Below are 18,181 nucleotides of genomic sequence, written 5' to 3' on the forward strand. Positions count from 1 at the left end.
AGGGGCATTACATGAACAAAAAAAAAGGTAAAAAATCGAAGAAATCTAAATCAGCGGTGAAGCCCCGCACTGCTTACACATACTTCACTTCGAAAGAAGAAGTAACAGCGATTGATATTTCTTACAACCCCGCTGATCAATCATTCAGCACTACAATGCCAATCGTAAATAGTTATCATCAGGTTACATATGATCGAGACAGCAAGCCGCCGAAAACGCTAAGCATTACTCCGCTAAGCGGCGGTCAGCTCCACTTAGACGCGAATAGCGCTTTACGCTGCTTTGACACAATGATTGCAATTGACACCAATGACAAAATCATAAACGGGGAGAACCATTCGGCTACAGGTATTATTTTCGCTGAATGGCTCTCAGACAAAATGGATCCTAAACATACCTACTCTTATGAAACTCCGTTCTGCATAGAATATTTATCGCTCCTCAGTCCGCGAGAAATAATAGGATGGTGCATTGCACTTCAGCACCTCAATACTCTAGGCTTGATAAAGTCGTCTGCCAAGATTGCGCTAATTGTAGATTCTTACTTAGAAGACCTTCCTAAATTCAACAGTAGAATCATTCCGCTTTACGAAGATTTTTATTTACCCCGTCAATTTACCCTTATTTACGCAAGTGCCGACGCTGGGGCGGAATTTATAGCAAACCAGCTGCTTAAAAATGCTGATAAGGCCTCCAGTCTCACACTCGAATACATCGCAACACATCCTGAGTTTCAGTATCCCGCTCAGGGGTACACGGGGCCGTGGGAAAAAGTAAGATTTATCACGAGTAGTAGACCTACTTAGGAACGGTTTTTCCATATATAAACTCACTATCCTCTTTCTGAATATTCCACGTACTTGCTGTTTCGAAAGCCACTTTGTCTTCATGCAGAGCTTTCTGTGCGCCTGGAAAGAGTTGAACATACGAAAAAGCGAAATGAGCCATAAGGAGACAACCAATTTGTCGAATGGAACCGGCTAACATTCGTTGGCTTTCGATATCATAAGCGTCTCTAATTTGTAGGGCGCTTATGAAGCTCGCGTGAGCATGACCGCACAAATGGTTGTATATATCTTTAAAATAGACCTCATGAAAGCCTGCCAAGCTAGCCAGACTTGTCCACCCTATATCCTCCCGCCACTTGCCTTGCAGCAAATTTTTTGATTTTTTAATATTGAAGTTTGTGTCGCTTTGAATATCAATACGGAGCTGGTCTATTGCCAAACTCTCAACTGCAAGCTTTTGCACGCTCTCTGGCGTGTTCGCGAAAAATTTACTCCGATCAACCAATCCTCCAAGCTTCCATATTTTGTGTCGATATACCGAGACGCTTTCGTCCTGGTTAATAAATACGTAATGAAATGTTAGATATGCCTCTACTGCCGCACGCATAACTATTGCGACGGAAGAATGATCGACGTGTGGAAATGGCCGCACACCTTCAAACTCAAATATTTCTCCATTACTCAAGTGTCGGGCCGATGCGAGATGCCAAAATATCTTTGTGGCAATGACTTGAGCATCGTTTTTCCACTCGCCACCCGATGGAATTAGTTTCCCGTTTTCTGATTCGATCAAACGAAAGCAAAGTTGCGTGAGTACTGAAAAATCTTCTTCCCAAGACATGACCTATTGCCTCACTAATTTTTAGAGGAATTTACGGTATTGCACACCAGGAATCTATTCCAGGCGGCACCACCACGATTGTGCGAAAGCACAGCCGTCGATAAATTCAATTCCACTCAACACAAAACCCGTTACAGCCATTCCTGCCAGCGTCGCGTCAAGCAGAGGCGGCAGCGGATCTGGATCAAGCGGCATACCCACCTCGACCCGGGCAACGTTCGCGGCCCGGCCCAACTCATGACAGTTAGTAGAGTTGACCATAACGTTGCCTCGGATCGCCGGATAGCGGCGCCGCTCTTTCGGATCCAACGCGATACCACGTAAGCGCATAGGCGTAACCAGTAAGTGCATGGCTTCTCCTACTCGTCAGCGTCGAGGTCGAGTAGCGATTCGACCGCGTAAGCCAGCGCCGCGTCCGCTAATTCCAGCAGATCGCCGAGTTCGTCAGCATCGATCATATGTCCCTGGTGCATAGCATGGGCTTGCCTGAGCAACGCTTTGTGATGGGCACCAGGCATTGCGAGCAATGCCACCTCATCGCGCAGCATGACCCGCCATTGCGCAATCCCGGACGAGTCCGGGGTTATGGCTACCGCAGATTCTCTATTCATCGGACATGCCTACCCTTTATAAATACTGTATATGCAAACAGTATATCGGTAGGCGGTTGGCGCTACATCTACTCTGCGACTGACGGCATTGGTGTCACCGCGCAGGCCGGCCGGTTAACTCTGGAAAATCCCACCGCTCATAAAAAAGCATGGGAAAAAGCACTTATCCCCCTCCCGCCAACGGGGTTCACGTCTCTGATTTTTGAAAAGGTGGGAGTGGTGAAACCTAGCGCGCGCCTGAGCCAGGCATAGGGGCATTGGTCGCCTCAGCGCTTACACTGAATGCAATGTATTGAAAGAAAATGCAATTGCTCGGCTGCAAATGCACCTGAGTTCGTTGGGGTGGCTTTTCCTTTAAAGAGCCATTCTGTGGGCGTTCGGCGATTGAAAAATTGGATTTTCTCCAGTTTTTTGAAATTCGCTCGCATATCCCGAAGGCGAGAAATGTCTCTCATGATGGAACGTGAATTTGCGTCTAAGCGCCGAGATGCAGGGGGTCTGGGGGGCGCAAAGCATTTCACAAAATATCAGCAGCTAAAAATGCAGAAGCCGCAACAGCTCAATTGCGAGTAGCGAGCCTGTGACAAGGATAGATCGTGTATCAGAACGTTGAATGCAGATTTATAAAGAGATCAGTAAAGGTCACTGATTAATGTTGTCATCAGCATCCAGGCGGCTGTAAACAGCCCATTTTTCGTATTTGACAGCATCAATCGAGGCGGCTTCGTTTATTGTTCCAGCTAACTTATGCTTGAGCTGCGCAGCGGTGAAGCCATAAGTATCTCCCTTTCCATCGATAGCATCTTGAATTTTACGTATGCCTTTCAATCTCGTGTGAGGAACAAAGAGTTTCGCGTTGTGTGAGATAACGCCGGTTATGTGTGCGGGTACACCAAAACGGAATATTTTTGTTTTGTCTTTAGCTAATTCATACCCGAAGCGACCAACCAGTATTTTAAGTTCTGATTTAAATTTCCCCGAGATTTGATCTCCCGAGAAGGTTAAGTCATCTATATAGCATGTGAAGTTTAGGCCGTATTTTTTTGCCAAAGTATCGCATCTATCAAATAGGCCCTTAGCTGCCCAAAACGAGAGTAGCGGGCTAAGTGGGCTTCCAGTAGGCATCACACCGTTCCAAGTCGTCAGCGAGGCAAGTCGACCTGCGATGTCTGTTGGGCAGCACATTGAATTATGAAAAAAATCATGTACAAGGCAGTAGCGCGTAGATCCATAAAAGTTTTTTAGATCATACGTTGCTGTTTGGCGAGCACCAAGATGAATAGCCGCATTCGTTTGATACGAACGGTGTTTCACTCCACCTTGTACGTAGGCTGGATACTGGACACGACGCAGTAGAGACAAAATTCTTTCGTGTAATTGTCGAAGGCGAGATTTAGGCTCCTGAACTGCCCGAAGTTTTCGGGACTTCCCTGTGAAGGGGTTAGGAGCAACAGCCTTGTTGAAAAGTTTGTAATTGCGTTCTGATTTTAGAATGGCTTCCAGTTCAACAGTGCTAATATTGAGAAGATCAGCCAATCGTTTCGGCGAGCCTAATTTATATAAGGCGCACTGATGAATTGGTAGTTCGTTGTCAGGCTTTCGTTTTTTCCTTATATTTTTCTTTGGCTGCATTTCGATTTTCATTCCATTCAAGTAACGAAATAATTGTTTTAGCCAATCCGAAACGCAGGTTGTTAGTCGGGCGAGGTGAATCGATAGTTTCAGAGAAGAACAGAATCGATGACAGCGGTATTTCAAAGCAGTCGCTGTATTTTCGCAGCAACTCGATAGACGGTTGCTTCTTTCCAGACTCAATCTCAGATAAATGGGAGTTTGATATCCCTAGTCTAGAGCATAACTCTGTTTGAGATAGATCGTGATAAGAGCGGATTAATTTAAGGGCTTTGCCTAACATTTTGTACACCTCTGATGAATGTGACACCAGCGGGGTAGGTTACTCATGGAAGAATGCGATGATCTTCGTCCAGTGCCTGTCAATTATCGACAGTAACGGCACAAGAACTTTGATCACACCAAAGCAGACTTTGAATAATTTCAAACGCTGCTTCGTCTTCTCTTTCGCCAGGTACAGTTCTTCGGCTTTCTCGTCACGTGGTTGCATATTGAATGCTCCTGTAAGGGTTTGCGTCAGTCCACGAAATGTAGAACCGACCTCTCGATGCAACCCTTCACAAGCCAAATGACCGATGTTTGAACTGTATTTTTCCCCCTCGCTGAAATCACCAGGCTTCGAGTCTCGACGAAGCCTACAAGACCGCACTACATACGCGCACAGTGACGACCGCACACGCCCGGCCCAAAATTTAGAGGTTCACAATCAACCTCCGCAGTGCCTTAGCACCTACAAGCAATCGAGAAATCATCGACCGCAAAATCATCATGGCAGATCACAATGGGCCGGTCAAAAAATATTTTCGCTCAGAGCGAAAATATTTTTCACCCATGCTTTCCTACGGTTGAAGGCTGGAGCTGGAAGTGATTACGTCTAATCGAGATCTAGTCCTTTTCCTTGGAGATAAGGCGCGCCAAACCTTGCTTGATAAATCCTGCATTCTCCCCAATTCGCTCAAGTGCGACACGCGCGTTTTCGCCTACAGCCTCGTGTCCCTGCTGCTCCGTCAAAAGCACCAACTCCATGAGCGCGGCTTCGAGCGCAAGCTGATTTTCATAGATCTTTTCAAGGACTATGGGAAGGGAATATTCGCTGGCCATGCATTCGACTCCATTCAGAAAGCAGGAAGGATAGCAGGGCACTTGAGGGAGCTGATTTCAGTTCGAGGCTGGGGAAAAGGTAATTTTGGTAAGCCGATGCGAAAAAATGGCTACAGCCCTTATAGGACGTGGCTTTAACGTATTACCTTTGAAGGTAATATTTGGTAAGGCAGGAGGTAATATTTCACCAAGTGTTTGATTCTAAAGGATTTTTTATGGTTCTGAAATTACTACGACTAAGGGTAATTTTCTAACCTCTCTATTACCCTTTTATTACCTTTGCAAGACACCTTTAACCTGTTGATTTTATTGTGTTTTTTCAACAATAAAAAAGGAAATTACCAAAATTACCTTTTTCCCAGGGGTCAACCTGAAAACGGGTTGAAGCACGGACGGGTAGGCTTACTGGCCTTCCATGCACGCGGGTTTAACTCTCACAAAAGCTCGGCTCAGCCGACTATAGACAGTGCCAGGATTGGAGCTGAGAACCGCTGCTTAAAATTTGCTAAAGCAGTCAGCAAAAGGGATGGGAGGAGGAGGGAGGAAAACAGAACTGGTACGCAACTGGTACGCGGGTTGGCGGGGAGGTGTTCGGGCCTTTATTTGCGGGAGGTAAAAGAAGGGTCAGTCCGATCCATCATCGGGGCGACGGAGAAGCGGCGGGAGAGTGGGGCGGGTGTGGCGGTGATAGGGGACATTGGCGGTTCTGGATTGGGTGGGGCTGGGAGTGGGGAGTTTATCAGGATTGAGCTATCGGGGCTGGGGCGACTCTTATGAGCGGTTGTTCTAGAAAACTGACCGAGAACGCAGGGCGATTTTGGATAATAGATGTGTTGGGCTTCAGGCGCTGAAGCGAATAAATCCCTTTTTTAAGATGAGCCCTTGGTGATCATCCTAGCTAACGCTGCAAGCGTTTACACGCTTGCAGCATGATTTGGTTGCCAGTAAGTTATTTGATTATAGCGTCCACATTCCCCAACACTGTCGCGGTGAGGGGAGGCGATTTCAGCAAGTCCCGCGAAATATCTGGATCAGGTAAAGCGGTTCTAATCAAAAGATCCAATCTGTCAAACCAAGCACCGTCATTAGCGGAGAATAAGTTGTACAGGGCCTCGTTTTTATTTTTACAACCAAATTCTTTAAACATTGCGCCGCAAAACTTGGATGCTGCTGTCATGATGTGCCAGCGTAGCTTGGAGTACCGACCGTCGAATCTCTTATTGCCTGTGAGGAGTCTAAGTCGATAGTAGATATAGCAGGAAGTATAATAGTCTTCCTCATGCCGTCCCTGAGAAAAAACATCATTTAATAAGTCGCCTGTTAATCTGTTCGGATATCTACTTGATAAATCAGGTCGCATCATTGCCACTGCGGCGTAACAGCGCGCTACTTCCCTAGCGTCGAATATACGAGCTGGAGCAACGTTTTCCGCTCTATATTGGCCTTTGCGGCGCTCAAAGTAAATTCTGTTGGCCTCTGTTGCTCCCCTTGCGTTAAAGTACTGCTCCAAAACTCTCAAAGCGTCTAATGTAGATATGAACTGTGCATCCTCTACCTTTGACTGTCGATTTGTTGCTCGAACAATATCGTCAATTACCGAAGGTTTGTCGGCCTCAATAAGCTTGATCATTAGGCTAACTGTGTTGTCAACCTGTGAGTCTAAAGATATAAGTATGTTTGATGTTTGACATCCGTTCACGATTTGGAAATCGCGGATGTATATTTCTTGTCCTGCTGGTCTAATGCTGGATGCTACAATCGTAATGCCGTTATTCATGAGGCCAAAACGTTGCTTTTTATCTGGGCTGCTTAATGTTTCAGCAATCTCAGAGTTTACTTCGACATCTACCCCAAGGAAGTCGCGAACGTTTTCTTCGAATAGTTTCTTTCGAGGACTTCCGTTTTCGTCTTTGAGGACAGTGTCGATAAAATTTCGAGCAGTTACGGTGGCTACATAGGCATTATTTATGTCGGGTGCAAAAGGGAAGGGGGCATAGCCAACCGTTGGTAGTTTTGCTTCCATTGGTCCGTCGGCCGTTAACCACAATTCATGGATTAGGTCGCGATGAGCTTTGATGAGACGTGTTTCGCTCGAATACCCCATTCTCTTCAGTGCGGTTTCGCCGACTTGAAATGCGGCATTGATTTCTACCGCATCCGTGTCTGGAGCTGCGGAAAAAAGTACGCATGAAGATCCGGCAGTCCGCCTCGAATTCTCCCGATATTCTCGAATACTTTTTTGAACATTTCTTTGAAGGTAGCCAAGTAGGGGCTATGAGGTTGTGCTGGTTCTTCTGACAGGTAATCGACGATTGCCGCAACGAATGAATCAATCTCCTGTTTTGACCAAGTCACAGATCTCTTGGCTTGGATTAATACTATTGTGACTTTGTATTCGCGCCGGCTCGTTTCAAATATTTCTTCCAGTTCTTCTAATGAGAAGACTGCGCGATCATCAAGGAATAACAGAGCGCCATCTATTCCTGGATCTGCGCCTTCATAGACCAAATCAGCTACTTCAACTCTATCTCCAGAGTAATTGGAAAAGGCGCAATAGCTGACAAAAGCCTCAAAATTTTTCGACTCCTCATACGGAGCACCAAAATCTTTGCAGAAAGTATCAAAGTAAGATCTCGTTACGAGGTGCATTTTTTCCATCCCTAGATATGGTCGCCAATATTAGCCAGGATTTGTGAATAAGCACAATCCATCCGTTGTGACTAAGAGCCCCCAGCCTTCTTTTTTTCCTGCCGTGATGCCCGGGGGATTTTGGATGACTTGAGGTTCCTGACGACCTTCCTCCGCAGGCTGGATATGTAATTTCTCTCCTCTTCTGCGAAGGGCATGAGGAAAATTTGGCCGATTTAAGTGGTGATTTTTGCTTTTGTTTAATCGGTGTCTGCGGTTGAAAGCTGTTGCCTACAACCGCTTGCGCCTCCCCCTACACCTAAGACAGAATCCGCCGGCTTGTGCGTCTAGCTAGCGGGTTCTATCGTTCCTGGGTCACTGAAAACCAGTGATCGGGTTTGGTAGACCCGCAGCACTGATGCATTGCGTCACCTCATGCAGTCGCATTTTTGCGCCTGGATTATGGTGGCCATGCTCAGGGCTTCTTCGGAAGCGCCGGTTCCAGTGCTCCGGTCTACCAACCTGTGTATGGTCACCACCCTTCGTTTGGTAGCGAGAGTGGATGGCTCCCATTTTTTTAGTGCTGGAGTTCCATCTATGTTCAAAGTAACGCCCAACCCGCCAGAAACCGATCCCGCATCCCCCTACGAATCCCTCAACTCCAAAAAGCTCCACGAAGCCGCCGAGCGCGCGCTCGATCACTACCTCCTTCCCGCCGGCCACATCATGGCCAGCGTCAACGAGCCCGAGCGCATGTACCTCGCCAACCCAAAGTACGACTCGGAATCCCTGCTGGCCAATGCCAGTGAAACTCTCAGTTCCGCCTCGGAAATGCTCAACAACTTCGCCGCAGCACTCGACCCCTCGCACCGCAAAACCGCGCTGGGCATTGCGCAGGTGGTGATGCTGGGCGAGTTGGCGGTGAATCAGGCGTTGGATAACGTTGAGGTGAAGGCGTAAATCAGTTCCCTTTGTGGTGAACGGCTCAGCCGTTGCCACGGAGGGGCTGTTCGCACTGGGCAAAGCAGCCGGGATGAGGGCGGGGAAATGGACAGGGTGATGGCCATTTAGTAGCATTCCGCGCCTTTACTCAGGAGTCGCCGCACCATGGAAGCTACATCGTCCCGAGCTTGGTACAACACACGTCCCGCCGTTGTCTTCATGGCCGTTTTTTATTGCTTTGTCGTATTGATTCAGGCCGGCCTGTGGGTGGCTCATGACGGGATTCAACAAGCGCGGGAAGGGGATATTTCGTTCCTGATGTTGTTGAACGTCTGCGTGGTGGCGTTGTTGATGTTTGTCGGCGGCTTGCTGTTGCTGGCGAGAAAGAAGATCAGTTCGCTGTGCTTTATGCTCGCGTTGATTCTGGGGATTGCCTTTTCTCTGTCGCAGATGAACAGCGGTTCGGTTGTGCATCTGCTCACCCTGCCGATGTTCAAGGAATATGCACTGGTGTTTGGTATCTGGGTGTACAGCCTGCAATTGCGCACGACCGGTTATTTTTCCGCTAAATAACCCCCTATGCATTGCCCGTAGCGCCCTATTGGCTAAATAGGCCGGGCGCTTGATTTTCAGCTATTTACGTGAAGGGAATTTATGTCTGCTCCTGATAAGCCAAAGCTGCCGTTGCAAGCATTCGTGATGTCGTGCCTGGTGGCCGGCTGGGGTCTGGTGTATGCCGGTCAGGTGAAGTGGGCGGTGCGTGTTGCCGCTTTGCTCTATCTGGGTGTGATTTTACTTGGTGTCTGCGGGGTGCCTGCCACGCCGGTGGGCCTGTATGTCTTCGCTACGTTTATCGTCCTGGTGAAGCTCGGCTCGGCCACGGCAGCTGCGATATCGGTGCGCAGAAACGACCATCCGGTGAACAGCCCCAGCACCCGTATCCATGTGCTTTACGTGGTGGCGCTGGTCATTCTCACTCTGGTGCTTTTGGGGCCATTGCGAGGCCCGACGCTGGGGTTCAAGACTTACTTCATCCCCTCTGGCTCGATGGTTCCGACCCTTTCGATCGGTGACTATATCGTCACCAAAATGCGCATCGACGCGCCGCAGGTGGGCGACATTGTGACTTATCGCTACAACGGCACGGAGGCGGTCAAACGTGTGGCGGCGGTGGGTGGCGATACCTTGTCGATTGTTGACGGTAAGGTCATTCGCAACGGCGAAAACATGGGGCTGTTCTTTGCACCGCCAGATCGCGTGAAGGATCCTCGTTATCTGCAAACGCCGCCGACGGTGGTCGAGAAGGACCATGTTTATCTGCTCGGTGATAACCGCGATGTCAGTAACGACAGCCGCTTTATGGGCCAGGTCGCACTCGAAGACATTACCGGTAAAGTCACCGGAATCTGGTTTTCAGAGGATCGCTCGAGGATTGGCACAGCCTTCCAGTGAGACCAAAAGCCGTCACTTTAAGGTGACGGCTTTCACTTGCAGATCTAGCCAAACTGCCCCGCCGACTCAACCGCAGATTTCGGCTTCCTCAACCGCGTCAACTGATAAGCAATCGCCAACCAGACAAACCACCCCGGCATGACCATCAGCGCAATCCGCGTATCAGGCCTCAACGCCAGCAGACACAGCACAAACCCCAGAAATGCCAGCGAGAACCAAGCCATCGGCACACCGCCGGGCATCTTGTAAGCCGACTTCGCATGCAGATCCGGACGTTTTTTCCGGTAGGCGATGTAAGACGCGAGGATGGTCGACCAGGTGAAGATCACCAGAATCGCCGACACGGTAGAGACGATGGTGAACGCGGTCATGACTTCCGGCACGATGAACAGCACCAGCACGCCGACCAGCATCAATAGCGTGGTAAACGCCAGACTCAGCAGCGGCACGCTGTTGCTCGACAGTCGGCGGAATAGGCCGGGGGCGTTGTCCTGATTGGCCAGTCCGAACAGCATGCGGCTCGATGAAAACACGCCGCTGTTGGCCGAGGAGGCCGCTGAGGTCAGGACCACGAAGTTGACGATACCGGCCGCTGCGGGAAATCCGGCGACGAGGAACAGTTCGACAAAAGGGCTCTTGACCGGGGAAACCTGTTGCCACGAGGTCACGGCAATAATGCAGGTCAGCGCGAGGACGTAGAACAGGATGATCCGCAGCGGAATCGAGTTGATTGCCTTGGGCAGAGTCCTCTCCGGCGAGCGGGTTTCGGCGGCAGCCGTGCCGATCAGCTCGGTGCCGGCGAAGGAGAAGATCGCCATTTGAAATCCGGCGAAGAAGCCGAACAAACCGTTAGGGAACGCCGCCTGTTTGTCCACCAAATGACTCAGGGACGCGGTGACGCCGCTGGGCGAGACGAACGAGCTGGCGATCAGCACGGTGCTGACGCCGATCAGGGTCACGACGGCAATGATCTTGATGATCGCGAACCAGAATTCGACTTCACCGAACAGCCTGACCGTCAGCACGTTGAGGGCGAACAGGGTTGCCAGCATGCCGACGGCGGGTATCCACGCCGGGACGTCGGGGAACCAGTACTGGAAGAATCCGCCGACCACGACGGCGTCGCCGATCACCGCCACGCTCCAGCTCAGCCAGTACGACCAGCCGAGAAAGAACGCCGCGCGCGGGCCGAGGTAGGCACCGGCGAAGTCGGCGAAGGTTTTGAAATTGAGGTTGGACAGGAGCATTTCACCCATGGCGCGCATGACGAAAAACACGAACAGGCCGATGATCATGTAGATGAGGATAATCGACGTCCCGGAGAGGGCGATGATCTTCCCGGAGCCCATAAACAGGCCGGTGCCGATGGCACCGCCCATGGCCATTAACTGGATGTGACGATTGCTGAGCGTGCGCTGCAGCGCGGGCTGTTCAGGCAGCCCGGAAGGGGTCGATTTCATTGCAAAACCTCTTGATTTTATGTTTTTGAGTTTTGGCAGAAAGTAGGTGTCGAGCGTTCTTGTTAGAGGTGCAGCGGCTAATCACAAGGTGAATCGCCCCCTGTGGTGGGGGCGGCGATTGCGATCAACTGACGGTGCGCAGACGCGAGGTTTTGGCCGGTTGCGGATCGAGCAGTTGGAAGAGGTTTTTGATGTTGGCCGGTGTCGGCACGAGGTGGATGCGCTGGCCGATTTGCTGCGCGTGAGCCAGGTCGTTGAGGTAGCGCAGTGAGGAAAAGTCTTCCAGGGCAAAACCCACCGAATCGAACACCGTCACCTGCGCATCGTTTTCGCGTCCGGCGACTTCGCCCTGCACAATGCGGAAAAATTCGATCACCGGGGAATCGGCTGCCAGTTGCTGAATGTCGCCTTCAATACGGGTTTGCGGCTCGAATTCGACGATGACCCGGGCATTGCGCAGGATGTCGGCGTGCAGTTCGGTTTTACCCGGGCAGTCACCGCCGACCGCGTTGATGTGCATGCCGGGCTCGATCATCTCCGGCGTCAGAATGGTCGCGTAGGCTTTGTCGGCGGTGACCGTGGTAATGATGTCCGCGCCCTTGACCGCGTCCTTCACCGAGCTGGCCAGAATCACGTCGATGTCCGGAAACGCTGCGAGGTTGTGCTTCAACTTGAGGGACGCATCGTGATCGATATCGAAGAGGCGGATTTCACTGATGCCCAACATTTCATGAAAGGCGAGTGCCTGAAATTCACTTTGCGCACCGTTGCCGATCAGGGCCATCGAAGTCGCACCCGGACGAGCCAGCGATTTCGCCACCAGCGCCGAGGTTGCGGCGGTGCGCACGGCGGTGGTCAGTGTCAGTTCGCTGAACAGCGTCGGATAGCCACTCTGCACATCGGCCAGAAGCCCGAAGGCCATGACCGTGAGCAAGTTCTGCTGGCCGTTGTTCGGGTGACCGTTGACGTATTTGAACGAGTACTGCTGGCCGTCGTCGGTGGGCATCAACTCGATCACGCCGTCTGCCGAGTGATTGGCCGTGCGCGGCGATTTATCAAACTGTGCCCAGCGTGCGTAGTCCGCTTCGATGTAGCCGGCCATTTCGCGGATGGCGCGGCGAATACCGACTTGAGTTAACAGGCGTGCAGCATCATCGACATCTATAAAAAGCGTCATGTTTTTATTCTCCGATCCAGACATTGAAAGGCTGTAGAGCGCGGGCTGGCTCAGCTGCGTTTGCTCTCGAAACCGTGCAGCACGTTGACGGCATTGATGCCGATCTCATCGACCATGTAGCCGCCCTCCATGACGAACAGGGTCGGGCAGCCGACGCTGGCGATCAGTTCACCGATGCCAATGAAATCATCACTTTCCAGCAGGAAGTGGCTGATGGGGTCGTCCTTGAACGTGTCGACACCGAGGGAAATCACCAGCACTTCAGGGGCGAACTGCTGGAGCTTTTTGCAGGCGTGGAGCAGGGCGTTGCGATAGCTCTCCCAGGTGGTGTTTTTCGGCAGGGGATAGTTGAGGTTGTAACCCTCGCCGACACCCGCGCCGACTTCGTGGCTGTAGCCCGAGAAGTACGGATAGGACACCGCCGGTTCACCATGCAACGAGACGAACATGACGTCGCTGCGCTGGTAAAAAATGTTCTGCGTGCCGTTGCCGTGATGGAAGTCGACATCCAGCACCGCGACGCGTTTGGCGCCTTGGGTGATGGCTTGTTGCGCGGCAATGGCGGCGTTGTTGAGGTAGCAATAACCGCCCATGTATTCGCGCGCGGCGTGATGGCCGGGCGGACGGCACAGGGCGAAGGCGCTGTCGTGGCCTTCATCGATCAGGGCCAGGCCGGTGAGGGCAATATCGGCGCTGGTTTTCACCGCTTGCCAGGTCGTCGCGGTAATCGGTGAGCCGGCATCCATGGCATAGAAACCTAGCTTGCCATCGATGAACGTCGGCACCTCTTCGCCGGCCAGATCGCGCACCGGCCATACCAGCGGCAAGGCATCGTGAGTGCGACCGGTTGCGCGCCATTCGCTCCAGGCATTTTCCAGAAAACTGACGTAGCGCTCGCTGTGCGCGTTGACGTAGCACGAGCGATCAAACGCGCGCGGCTCGACGATCTGCCCGAGGCCGACCTGTTTGACGCGGTTATGCACGGTGTCGGCGCGACTCGGTTGCTCGAACGACGGTTTGAGCACGCCGTCTTTCAATTCGGTGCCGTGGTGCAAACGGTGGGAATCACTGAAAACTGTAAACATTCTGCGCATCCGTTATTGTTAGCCAGTGCAAATATTCTGTTCCGGCTTGGCTGCGCTTTCTTTGCTTTGTGTTCGTTATTAAGTCGATTATTCGGGCATTTTTACTCAGGAATGGCGTCATGCAGAAAAAAATATCCAAACGTATCAGCCTCGACGAGACCGACCTGGCGATTCTTGAGTTATTGCAGGAGGACGCCAGTATTTCCAACGCTGAACTTAGCGAGCGGCTGTCGCTGAGCCTTACGCCGTGCTGGCGACGGCGCAAGCGCATGGAGGAGGCCGGGGTCATCAAGGGCTATCAGGCCAACCTTGATCGGCGAATGCTCGGGCTGGATATCATGGCGTTCGTGCACATTCGTTTTTCCACCCACGCCGACCACGCGCCGGACGCTTTCGAGGCGGTGATTGCGCAATTGCCGCAGGTGGTGGCCTGCCACAAGATCACCGGCGATGCCGATTATGTGTTGCAGGTGTTGGCGGAGGATCTTGATAGCTACAGCGATTTCATCGAGCAGGTGCTCCGGCGTCAGGTGGGGATTGCCTCGATTCAGTCGAGTCTGGCGTTGCGCGAGGTCAAGACTGGGAGCCGGATTGCGATTCCCAAGCCGGGGAAGGACTGAGCGGGCAGAGGGGCAATCATCTTTTCAGTTTCAACGCGTTGTATGTCGTTGATGCGCCATTGCCACGCAGGGCTGTATTAATTCCAGCCTTTGCAGTGAGCGGTAATCTCTGCCCAGACTTCCCGATAGCTGAATCGCAACCACGCGGTGTGCAGCTTGTGCAGTTGCCGCCGAATCCAGCTGTTCGTGTTTGCGAGCAGCATTTGCTCGATGTCCCTGTTCAACACATCGGGTTCGAAACCTGTCCAGACCGGCGGGAGTACACATTCCAGGTTCCAGGCGCAGACGACGGCAACTTCGGCATACAGAATGTCTTTAACCTGTTCCGGATCATAGCCTTCGATTTGCCGGGCGATGTAGGGGTAATCGACGCCGGTGTCGACGAAAATATCGGAGAGGGCTGCGCGGATTTTGTATAGATCGGCGTGGCTCAGTTCTCGTCTCAAGCATGGGCCTCCTGGCGTTGAATTGCGCTGATCCGATTGCACGTGGCGGTTCTTGTCTGGTGGTTAGTCGATTCTGAACGCGCGCTGTCGATCAGCAAAGTTTCATCTTGCCGCGTGCGAAGCAGGCCTAGTCTGCTGAGACAAGATCGTCGCTGTTCATCCCGAGGGGAATCGTGCCATGCGCCAGAATGTCGTCAAAGTGCTGTTGATTGCTGCTGCAGTATCGGTGTTGAGTGCCTGTTCCGGCGCGGGTGGTTTGACCACCACCCGTTGTTTCTCCAGCGACTGTCAGTCGCCGGAGGGGCGCAACGCCAATACGTTGAAGTTCGGTGGCAACAGTATCGGCAGCAGTCTCAATCAGTACAGCTCCGGCATGCTGCATGACGATTAAGGATTACTGCGCGGCCGGTACGGCAATCCATTCGCTTAGCGTTTGCTGATATTTGCCGGTGACTTTGCTCAAGTGCAGCCACTGATCGACATACAGTTTCCAGCTGATGTCATCGCGCGGCAGCAGATAGGCCTTCTCGCCATATTGCATGTACTGATGCGGATTCACCGCGCACAACCCCGGTTTGAGTTTCTGCTGATACAGCGCTTCCGAGGCGTCGGTGATCATTACGTCGGCCTGGTTGTCGAGCAGTTGCTGGAAGATCGTCACGTTGTCGTGCAGGGCCAGTTGCGCTTTGGGCAGGAAGGCATGGACGAAGGCTTCGTTGGTGCCGCCGGCAGGTTCGACCAGACGCACATTGGGCTGGTTGATCTGCTCGATCGTCTGATACTTGCTGACATCGGCGCAGCGCACCAGCGGGATCTTGCCGTCGGTGTCGAGGGTGTTGCTGAAGTAGGCTTTTTTCTGCCGTTCGAGCGTCACCGAGATGCCGCCCATGCCGATGTCGCATTTACCGGCCTGCATGTCCGGCATCAGGGTTTTCCAGGTGGTTTGCACCCATTGAACTTTGACGCCGAGGCTGTCGGCCAGCGAGCGGGCCATGGCGATGTCGATGCCTTCGAAATCGCCGTCGGGGCGTTTGAAAGTGTAGGGCTTGTAGTCGCCGGTGGTGCAGACGCGCAACTGGCGTTGTTGCTGGATGCTGTCGAGGTGCGAAGCGCTTGGTTCGGCGTGGGCGCCGGCGGCCACGGTCAGCAGGCCGCAGAGGATCATAGTGCTTTTTAGGGTTGTCATTGCGATCGGGGCTTCTGAGAAGGACGGTGGCCCAGTGTAGTGAAAGGCTTTCCCGGGTGTCACCCTGCTTCCGGGCTTAACGTGCCTAGCCACGCCACCAGCGCCACGATCAGCAATGCGATTGCCAGTTCAACGACAACGCTGCGTTTTAGCGCATTTGCCGCGATGACATATTGTCCATTGCGCAACGCTTGCGCCAACGCCGGACCAAGATGAAAGCGGTTCAACGCCGCCAACACCAACATCCCGGCAAACAGTAAAACCTTGATCGCGAGCAGCATCCCGTAAGTGCCGAGCAAGATTTCGTCCAGTCTCGCACCGACGATGAACAGGTAATTCACCACGCCGGTAATCGACAGCGTCAGCACAATCACTGCACCGATCCACTCAAAACGCCGAACCGCAAACGCCAGCGAACGAATGCGAGCTTCATCGACCGACCCCCGCGCCATCAACACCAGCGCCAGCATCGCACCCAGCCACGCGCCCGCCGCGAGCAGGTGCAGAATGTCGCTGAGAAAATGCCAGAACCGCAGTATTCCTTCGTCCATCGCCCCGTGTCCGCTCCAGGCCAAAGAGGCGAGGGCGATGGCGCCAGCCATCGATGCGAGCCACGCGCCCGGCCTGATCAACACCACGATCAGCGCGATAATCCGCACTGCCCACGCCAGCCCGACATCGGTTTCCAGCAGCATCATTTGCAGATGTGGCCACAGCGCCGCGAGCGCTGTTTCGCCACTCATGGCGCGGGTCATCAGCATCAATCCTGCCACTGACAACAACGCCCCGATCAATGCCATCCCGCGCAGCATCGGCCGAAACCGCAGCAGCGTCCCAGCGCTGTACAGCGCAAACAACGCCAGCCCGAACAACAGCAGCAAATCCACATACAACGCAAACCGCAGCACGATGTTGATCAGTTCAGCCATTGCTCACTTCACTTTGAACGTGACGTTGCCGGTGATCGGGTGCGTGTCGGAAGACACTGCGCGCCATTGGACTTGGTAGGTGCCGGCGGGCAGCGGCGCGAGCGGGGTGATCAGCATGCTTTTCGGATCGCTGCCGGCGCTGACTTTGGCTTTCATTGGCATCGGCGAATGGGCCATGCCGGGCATTTCGGTCATGACCAGTTTGGCGCCGGAGAATTTTGTCAGCAGGTTCTCGGAAAAATGCAGTTCGATCTTGCCGGGCGCGGCGCCGTCGGCACCTTCGGCGGGAGTCGACTAGAGCAGTTTCGGGTGGGCTTGAGCGAGGCTGCTGAGGAGCAAGCCGCTGGCGAGTACAAGGGTGATTTTCAAGGTGCGCATGCAAGACCTCTGGAGTGTTTTTTAATGGGAATTCAGAACCACATCCGCACGCCAAGCACGAGCCGCGCTTCGCTGCGCTTCTCGCCTTCTTCGCGGGCGTAATCGGCGGTGTTGCCGTAGGTGCGGTTCCACGTCACGCCGATGTACGGCGCAAATTCGCGGCGTATTTCATAGCGCAGACGCAGGCCCGCCTCGGTGTTGGCAAGCCCGGAACCGATACCCCGTTGCGCATCGTTCTTGCCGTAGACGTTGACTTCGGCGGTGGGCTGCAGGATCAGACGATTTGTCAGCAAGATGTCGTAATCACCCTCGAACCGCAGCGCGCTCTGGCCACCTTCACCGACAAACGCGGTGGCCTCGGCTTCGAAGTTGTACAGCGCCATGCCCTGCACACCGAATGCAGCCCAAGTCTGCGGCGCGCCGGGTTTGAAGTCCTGACGCACGCCGCTGACCACGTCCCACCACGGCGAAATCGCATGGCCCCAGAGTGCTTGAATCTCTGCGTCTTCGGTCTTGCCGTTGCTGCGCTCGCCTTCGGAGCGCAGCCACAGACGATTGATGTCGCCACCGATCCAGCCGGACAGATCCCAGGCCAACGCGCTGCCGTCATCGGCGTCCTGCCATTCGAGTTTGTCGGCGAGGAAGTACGTGTTGATCGCGCTGTCGTGGACTTTATGGCCGCCGGGGCTGGTAAATACGGCGGCGCGGTCGGCGTCGGTCAACTGCGGGATCGGCGTGCGACTTTCCGTCGGGGCGGCGGGCTGCATCCTGCCGTCGTCCATGCTTTGCATCGCGGAATGATCCATGCCGGACATCTGGCTGTGATCCATGCCCGGCGTGTCGCCGGCGGCCATCGCCGAGCTGCCGACCAGCAGCAAAGAAAACGCGGTGAGTCGAGTCATCAG

General features: G+C 53.1%; 22 protein-coding genes and 2 pseudogenes. 6 read left to right on the top strand and 18 right to left on the bottom strand.

Features of this window, described 5'->3' with window-relative positions; all coding sequences use genetic code 11:
- Positions 1-11: 11 nt before the first annotated feature.
- Positions 12-806 carry a hypothetical protein gene (locus tag CKW26_RS24950; RefSeq protein WP_095050533.1) on the top strand — a complete coding sequence of 265 codons (795 nt, stop codon included), beginning with the start codon at positions 12-14 and terminating at the stop codon, positions 804-806.
- On the opposite strand, the gene CKW26_RS24955 is transcribed toward CKW26_RS24950, so the two are convergent.
- The 10 genes and pseudogenes from CKW26_RS24955 to CKW26_RS30165 all read right to left on the bottom strand — a co-directional run bounded on the left by CKW26_RS24955 (position 799) and on the right by CKW26_RS30165 (position 7,622).
- Complete coding sequence (locus tag CKW26_RS24955; protein WP_095050534.1) at positions 799-1,629, bottom strand: DUF5677 domain-containing protein; 831 nt, start codon at positions 1,627-1,629, stop codon at positions 799-801. The two genes, CKW26_RS24950 and CKW26_RS24955, sit on opposite strands and share 8 nt — an antisense overlap.
- A gap of 54 nt (positions 1,630-1,683) precedes the next feature.
- Complete coding sequence (locus CKW26_RS24960) at positions 1,684-1,980, bottom strand: hypothetical protein (protein ID WP_095050535.1); 297 nt, start codon at positions 1,978-1,980, stop codon at positions 1,684-1,686.
- Positions 1,981-1,988: 8 nt separating this feature from the next.
- The gene (locus CKW26_RS24965) at positions 1,989-2,240 is read right to left on the bottom strand and encodes a hypothetical protein (RefSeq protein ID WP_256579963.1); all 252 of its coding nucleotides are present in this window, start codon (positions 2,238-2,240) and stop codon (positions 1,989-1,991) included.
- A gap of 642 nt (positions 2,241-2,882) precedes the next feature.
- A complete protein-coding gene (locus tag CKW26_RS24970; RefSeq protein ID WP_177409283.1) occupies positions 2,883-3,872 on the bottom strand; it encodes a reverse transcriptase family protein in 990 nt (329 codons plus the stop codon).
- Entirely contained in the window at positions 3,832-4,155 is a 324-nt protein-coding gene (locus tag CKW26_RS24975; protein WP_095050537.1) for a helix-turn-helix transcriptional regulator, read from the bottom strand. The genes CKW26_RS24970 and CKW26_RS24975 overlap by 41 nt, the downstream gene beginning before the upstream one ends.
- 39 nt (positions 4,156-4,194) lie before the next feature.
- Positions 4,195-4,362 carry a hypothetical protein gene (locus CKW26_RS29990; protein WP_156685513.1) on the bottom strand — a complete coding sequence of 56 codons (168 nt, stop codon included), beginning with the start codon at positions 4,360-4,362 and terminating at the stop codon, positions 4,195-4,197.
- A gap of 395 nt (positions 4,363-4,757) precedes the next feature.
- Positions 4,758-4,973: a hypothetical protein gene (locus tag CKW26_RS24980; RefSeq protein ID WP_095050538.1), complete on the bottom strand. Its 216-nt coding sequence runs from the start codon at positions 4,971-4,973 to the stop codon at positions 4,758-4,760.
- A 623-nt stretch (positions 4,974-5,596) separates the two neighbouring features.
- Positions 5,597-5,671: pseudogene (locus CKW26_RS30560) on the bottom strand (hypothetical protein); the annotation flags it as partial.
- A gap of 251 nt (positions 5,672-5,922) precedes the next feature.
- Positions 5,923-6,996, bottom strand: coding sequence for an AIPR family protein (locus CKW26_RS30160; RefSeq protein WP_218251797.1), 1,074 nt, complete (start codon positions 6,994-6,996; stop codon positions 5,923-5,925).
- A gap of 125 nt (positions 6,997-7,121) precedes the next feature.
- Positions 7,122-7,622 (bottom strand): hypothetical protein, encoded by a 501-nt coding sequence (locus CKW26_RS30165; protein WP_218251798.1) that lies wholly within the window; start codon positions 7,620-7,622, stop codon positions 7,122-7,124.
- 576 nt (positions 7,623-8,198) lie between these two features.
- On the opposite strand from CKW26_RS30165, the gene CKW26_RS24995 reads away from it, so the two are divergent.
- The 3 genes from CKW26_RS24995 (at position 8,199) to lepB (ending at position 9,995) form a co-directional block, all read left to right on the top strand.
- A complete protein-coding gene (locus CKW26_RS24995) occupies positions 8,199-8,561 on the top strand; it encodes a DUF6124 family protein (RefSeq protein WP_095050540.1) in 363 nt (120 codons plus the stop codon).
- A 147-nt stretch (positions 8,562-8,708) separates the two neighbouring features.
- A complete protein-coding gene (locus CKW26_RS25000) occupies positions 8,709-9,116 on the top strand; it encodes a hypothetical protein (RefSeq protein ID WP_095050541.1) in 408 nt (135 codons plus the stop codon).
- An 81-nt stretch (positions 9,117-9,197) separates the two neighbouring features.
- Entirely contained in the window at positions 9,198-9,995 is a 798-nt protein-coding gene (lepB, locus tag CKW26_RS25005; protein ID WP_095050542.1) for a signal peptidase I, read from the top strand.
- Between the two features lie 44 nt (positions 9,996-10,039).
- Here the strand turns inward: lepB and CKW26_RS25010 are convergent, their stop codons facing one another.
- The 3 genes from CKW26_RS25010 to CKW26_RS25020 all read right to left on the bottom strand — a co-directional run bounded on the left by CKW26_RS25010 (position 10,040) and on the right by CKW26_RS25020 (position 13,717).
- Positions 10,040-11,455, bottom strand: a complete 1,416-nt coding sequence (locus CKW26_RS25010) for an amino acid permease (RefSeq protein ID WP_095050543.1) — start codon at positions 11,453-11,455, stop codon at positions 10,040-10,042.
- A 124-nt stretch (positions 11,456-11,579) separates the two neighbouring features.
- On the bottom strand, positions 11,580-12,632 hold the full coding sequence (locus tag CKW26_RS25015) for an ornithine cyclodeaminase (protein WP_095050544.1): 1,053 nt from the start codon (positions 12,630-12,632) through the stop codon (positions 11,580-11,582).
- Between the two features lie 50 nt (positions 12,633-12,682).
- Entirely contained in the window at positions 12,683-13,717 is a 1,035-nt protein-coding gene (locus tag CKW26_RS25020; RefSeq protein ID WP_095050545.1) for a histone deacetylase family protein, read from the bottom strand.
- A gap of 119 nt (positions 13,718-13,836) precedes the next feature.
- Between CKW26_RS25020 and CKW26_RS25025 the strand changes: the two genes are divergently transcribed.
- Positions 13,837-14,337 (top strand): Lrp/AsnC family transcriptional regulator, encoded by a 501-nt coding sequence (locus CKW26_RS25025; RefSeq protein WP_093433799.1) that lies wholly within the window; start codon positions 13,837-13,839, stop codon positions 14,335-14,337.
- 77 nt (positions 14,338-14,414) lie between these two features.
- Here the strand turns inward: CKW26_RS25025 and CKW26_RS25030 are convergent, their stop codons facing one another.
- Positions 14,415-14,783, bottom strand: coding sequence for a hypothetical protein (locus tag CKW26_RS25030; protein WP_256579964.1), 369 nt, complete (start codon positions 14,781-14,783; stop codon positions 14,415-14,417).
- Between the two features lie 178 nt (positions 14,784-14,961).
- Between CKW26_RS25030 and CKW26_RS25035 the strand changes: the two genes are divergently transcribed.
- Positions 14,962-15,174 (top strand): hypothetical protein, encoded by a 213-nt coding sequence (locus CKW26_RS25035; protein WP_095050546.1) that lies wholly within the window; start codon positions 14,962-14,964, stop codon positions 15,172-15,174.
- 3 nt (positions 15,175-15,177) lie between these two features.
- Here CKW26_RS25035 and CKW26_RS25040 read toward each other — a convergent pair whose 3' ends face one another.
- The 4 genes and pseudogenes from CKW26_RS25040 to CKW26_RS25055 all read right to left on the bottom strand — a co-directional run bounded on the left by CKW26_RS25040 (position 15,178) and on the right by CKW26_RS25055 (position 18,178).
- Entirely contained in the window at positions 15,178-15,969 is a 792-nt protein-coding gene (locus CKW26_RS25040) for a transporter substrate-binding domain-containing protein (RefSeq protein ID WP_177409284.1), read from the bottom strand.
- A 59-nt stretch (positions 15,970-16,028) separates the two neighbouring features.
- Entirely contained in the window at positions 16,029-16,898 is an 870-nt protein-coding gene (copD, locus tag CKW26_RS25045) for a copper homeostasis membrane protein CopD (RefSeq protein WP_095050548.1), read from the bottom strand.
- A 3-nt stretch (positions 16,899-16,901) separates the two neighbouring features.
- Positions 16,902-17,276 (bottom strand): annotated as a pseudogene (gene copC / locus CKW26_RS25050) (copper homeostasis periplasmic binding protein CopC).
- A gap of 32 nt (positions 17,277-17,308) precedes the next feature.
- Entirely contained in the window at positions 17,309-18,178 is an 870-nt protein-coding gene (locus CKW26_RS25055; protein ID WP_095050582.1) for a copper resistance protein B, read from the bottom strand.
- Positions 18,179-18,181: the final 3 nt, after the last annotated feature.

Source organism: Pseudomonas sp. Irchel s3h9, from assembly GCF_900187475.1.
Lineage (GTDB): Bacteria > Pseudomonadota > Gammaproteobacteria > Pseudomonadales > Pseudomonadaceae > Aquipseudomonas > Aquipseudomonas neuropathica.

What these genes read in the sequence shown, in the direction of transcription:
- CKW26_RS24965 (WP_256579963.1), bottom strand. Translation starts at nt 2,240, where the DNA reads ATGAATAGAGAATCTGCGGTAGCCATAACCCCGGACTCGTCCGGGATT.
- CKW26_RS24960 (WP_095050535.1), bottom strand. Translation starts at nt 1,980, where the DNA reads ATGCACTTACTGGTTACGCCTATGCGCTTACGTGGTATCGCGTTGGAT.
- CKW26_RS24995 (WP_095050540.1), top strand. Translation starts at nt 8,199, where the DNA reads ATGTTCAAAGTAACGCCCAACCCGCCAGAAACCGATCCCGCATCCCCC.
- CKW26_RS24980 (WP_095050538.1), bottom strand. Translation starts at nt 4,973, where the DNA reads ATGGCCAGCGAATATTCCCTTCCCATAGTCCTTGAAAAGATCTATGAA.
- CKW26_RS25040 (WP_177409284.1), bottom strand. Translation starts at nt 15,969, where the DNA reads ATGACAACCCTAAAAAGCACTATGATCCTCTGCGGCCTGCTGACCGTG.
- CKW26_RS25010 (WP_095050543.1), bottom strand. Translation starts at nt 11,455, where the DNA reads ATGAAATCGACCCCTTCCGGGCTGCCTGAACAGCCCGCGCTGCAGCGC.
- CKW26_RS24970 (WP_177409283.1), bottom strand. Translation starts at nt 3,872, where the DNA reads ATGCAGCCAAAGAAAAATATAAGGAAAAAACGAAAGCCTGACAACGAA.
- CKW26_RS30165 (WP_218251798.1), bottom strand. Translation starts at nt 7,622, where the DNA reads ATGCACCTCGTAACGAGATCTTACTTTGATACTTTCTGCAAAGATTTT.
- CKW26_RS24955 (WP_095050534.1), bottom strand. Translation starts at nt 1,629, where the DNA reads ATGTCTTGGGAAGAAGATTTTTCAGTACTCACGCAACTTTGCTTTCGT.
- lepB (WP_095050542.1), top strand. Translation starts at nt 9,198, where the DNA reads ATGTCTGCTCCTGATAAGCCAAAGCTGCCGTTGCAAGCATTCGTGATG.
- CKW26_RS25035 (WP_095050546.1), top strand. Translation starts at nt 14,962, where the DNA reads ATGCGCCAGAATGTCGTCAAAGTGCTGTTGATTGCTGCTGCAGTATCG.
- CKW26_RS29990 (WP_156685513.1), bottom strand. Translation starts at nt 4,362, where the DNA reads ATGCAACCACGTGACGAGAAAGCCGAAGAACTGTACCTGGCGAAAGAG.
- CKW26_RS25025 (WP_093433799.1), top strand. Translation starts at nt 13,837, where the DNA reads ATGCAGAAAAAAATATCCAAACGTATCAGCCTCGACGAGACCGACCTG.
- CKW26_RS25000 (WP_095050541.1), top strand. Translation starts at nt 8,709, where the DNA reads ATGGAAGCTACATCGTCCCGAGCTTGGTACAACACACGTCCCGCCGTT.
- CKW26_RS24975 (WP_095050537.1), bottom strand. Translation starts at nt 4,155, where the DNA reads ATGTTAGGCAAAGCCCTTAAATTAATCCGCTCTTATCACGATCTATCT.
- CKW26_RS25055 (WP_095050582.1), bottom strand. Translation starts at nt 18,178, where the DNA reads ATGACTCGACTCACCGCGTTTTCTTTGCTGCTGGTCGGCAGCTCGGCG.
- CKW26_RS30160 (WP_218251797.1), bottom strand. Translation starts at nt 6,996, where the DNA reads ATGGAAGCAAAACTACCAACGGTTGGCTATGCCCCCTTCCCTTTTGCA.
- CKW26_RS24950 (WP_095050533.1), top strand. Translation starts at nt 12, where the DNA reads ATGAACAAAAAAAAAGGTAAAAAATCGAAGAAATCTAAATCAGCGGTG.
- CKW26_RS25015 (WP_095050544.1), bottom strand. Translation starts at nt 12,632, where the DNA reads ATGACGCTTTTTATAGATGTCGATGATGCTGCACGCCTGTTAACTCAA.
- copD (WP_095050548.1), bottom strand. Translation starts at nt 16,898, where the DNA reads ATGGCTGAACTGATCAACATCGTGCTGCGGTTTGCGTTGTATGTGGAT.
- CKW26_RS25020 (WP_095050545.1), bottom strand. Translation starts at nt 13,717, where the DNA reads ATGTTTACAGTTTTCAGTGATTCCCACCGTTTGCACCACGGCACCGAA.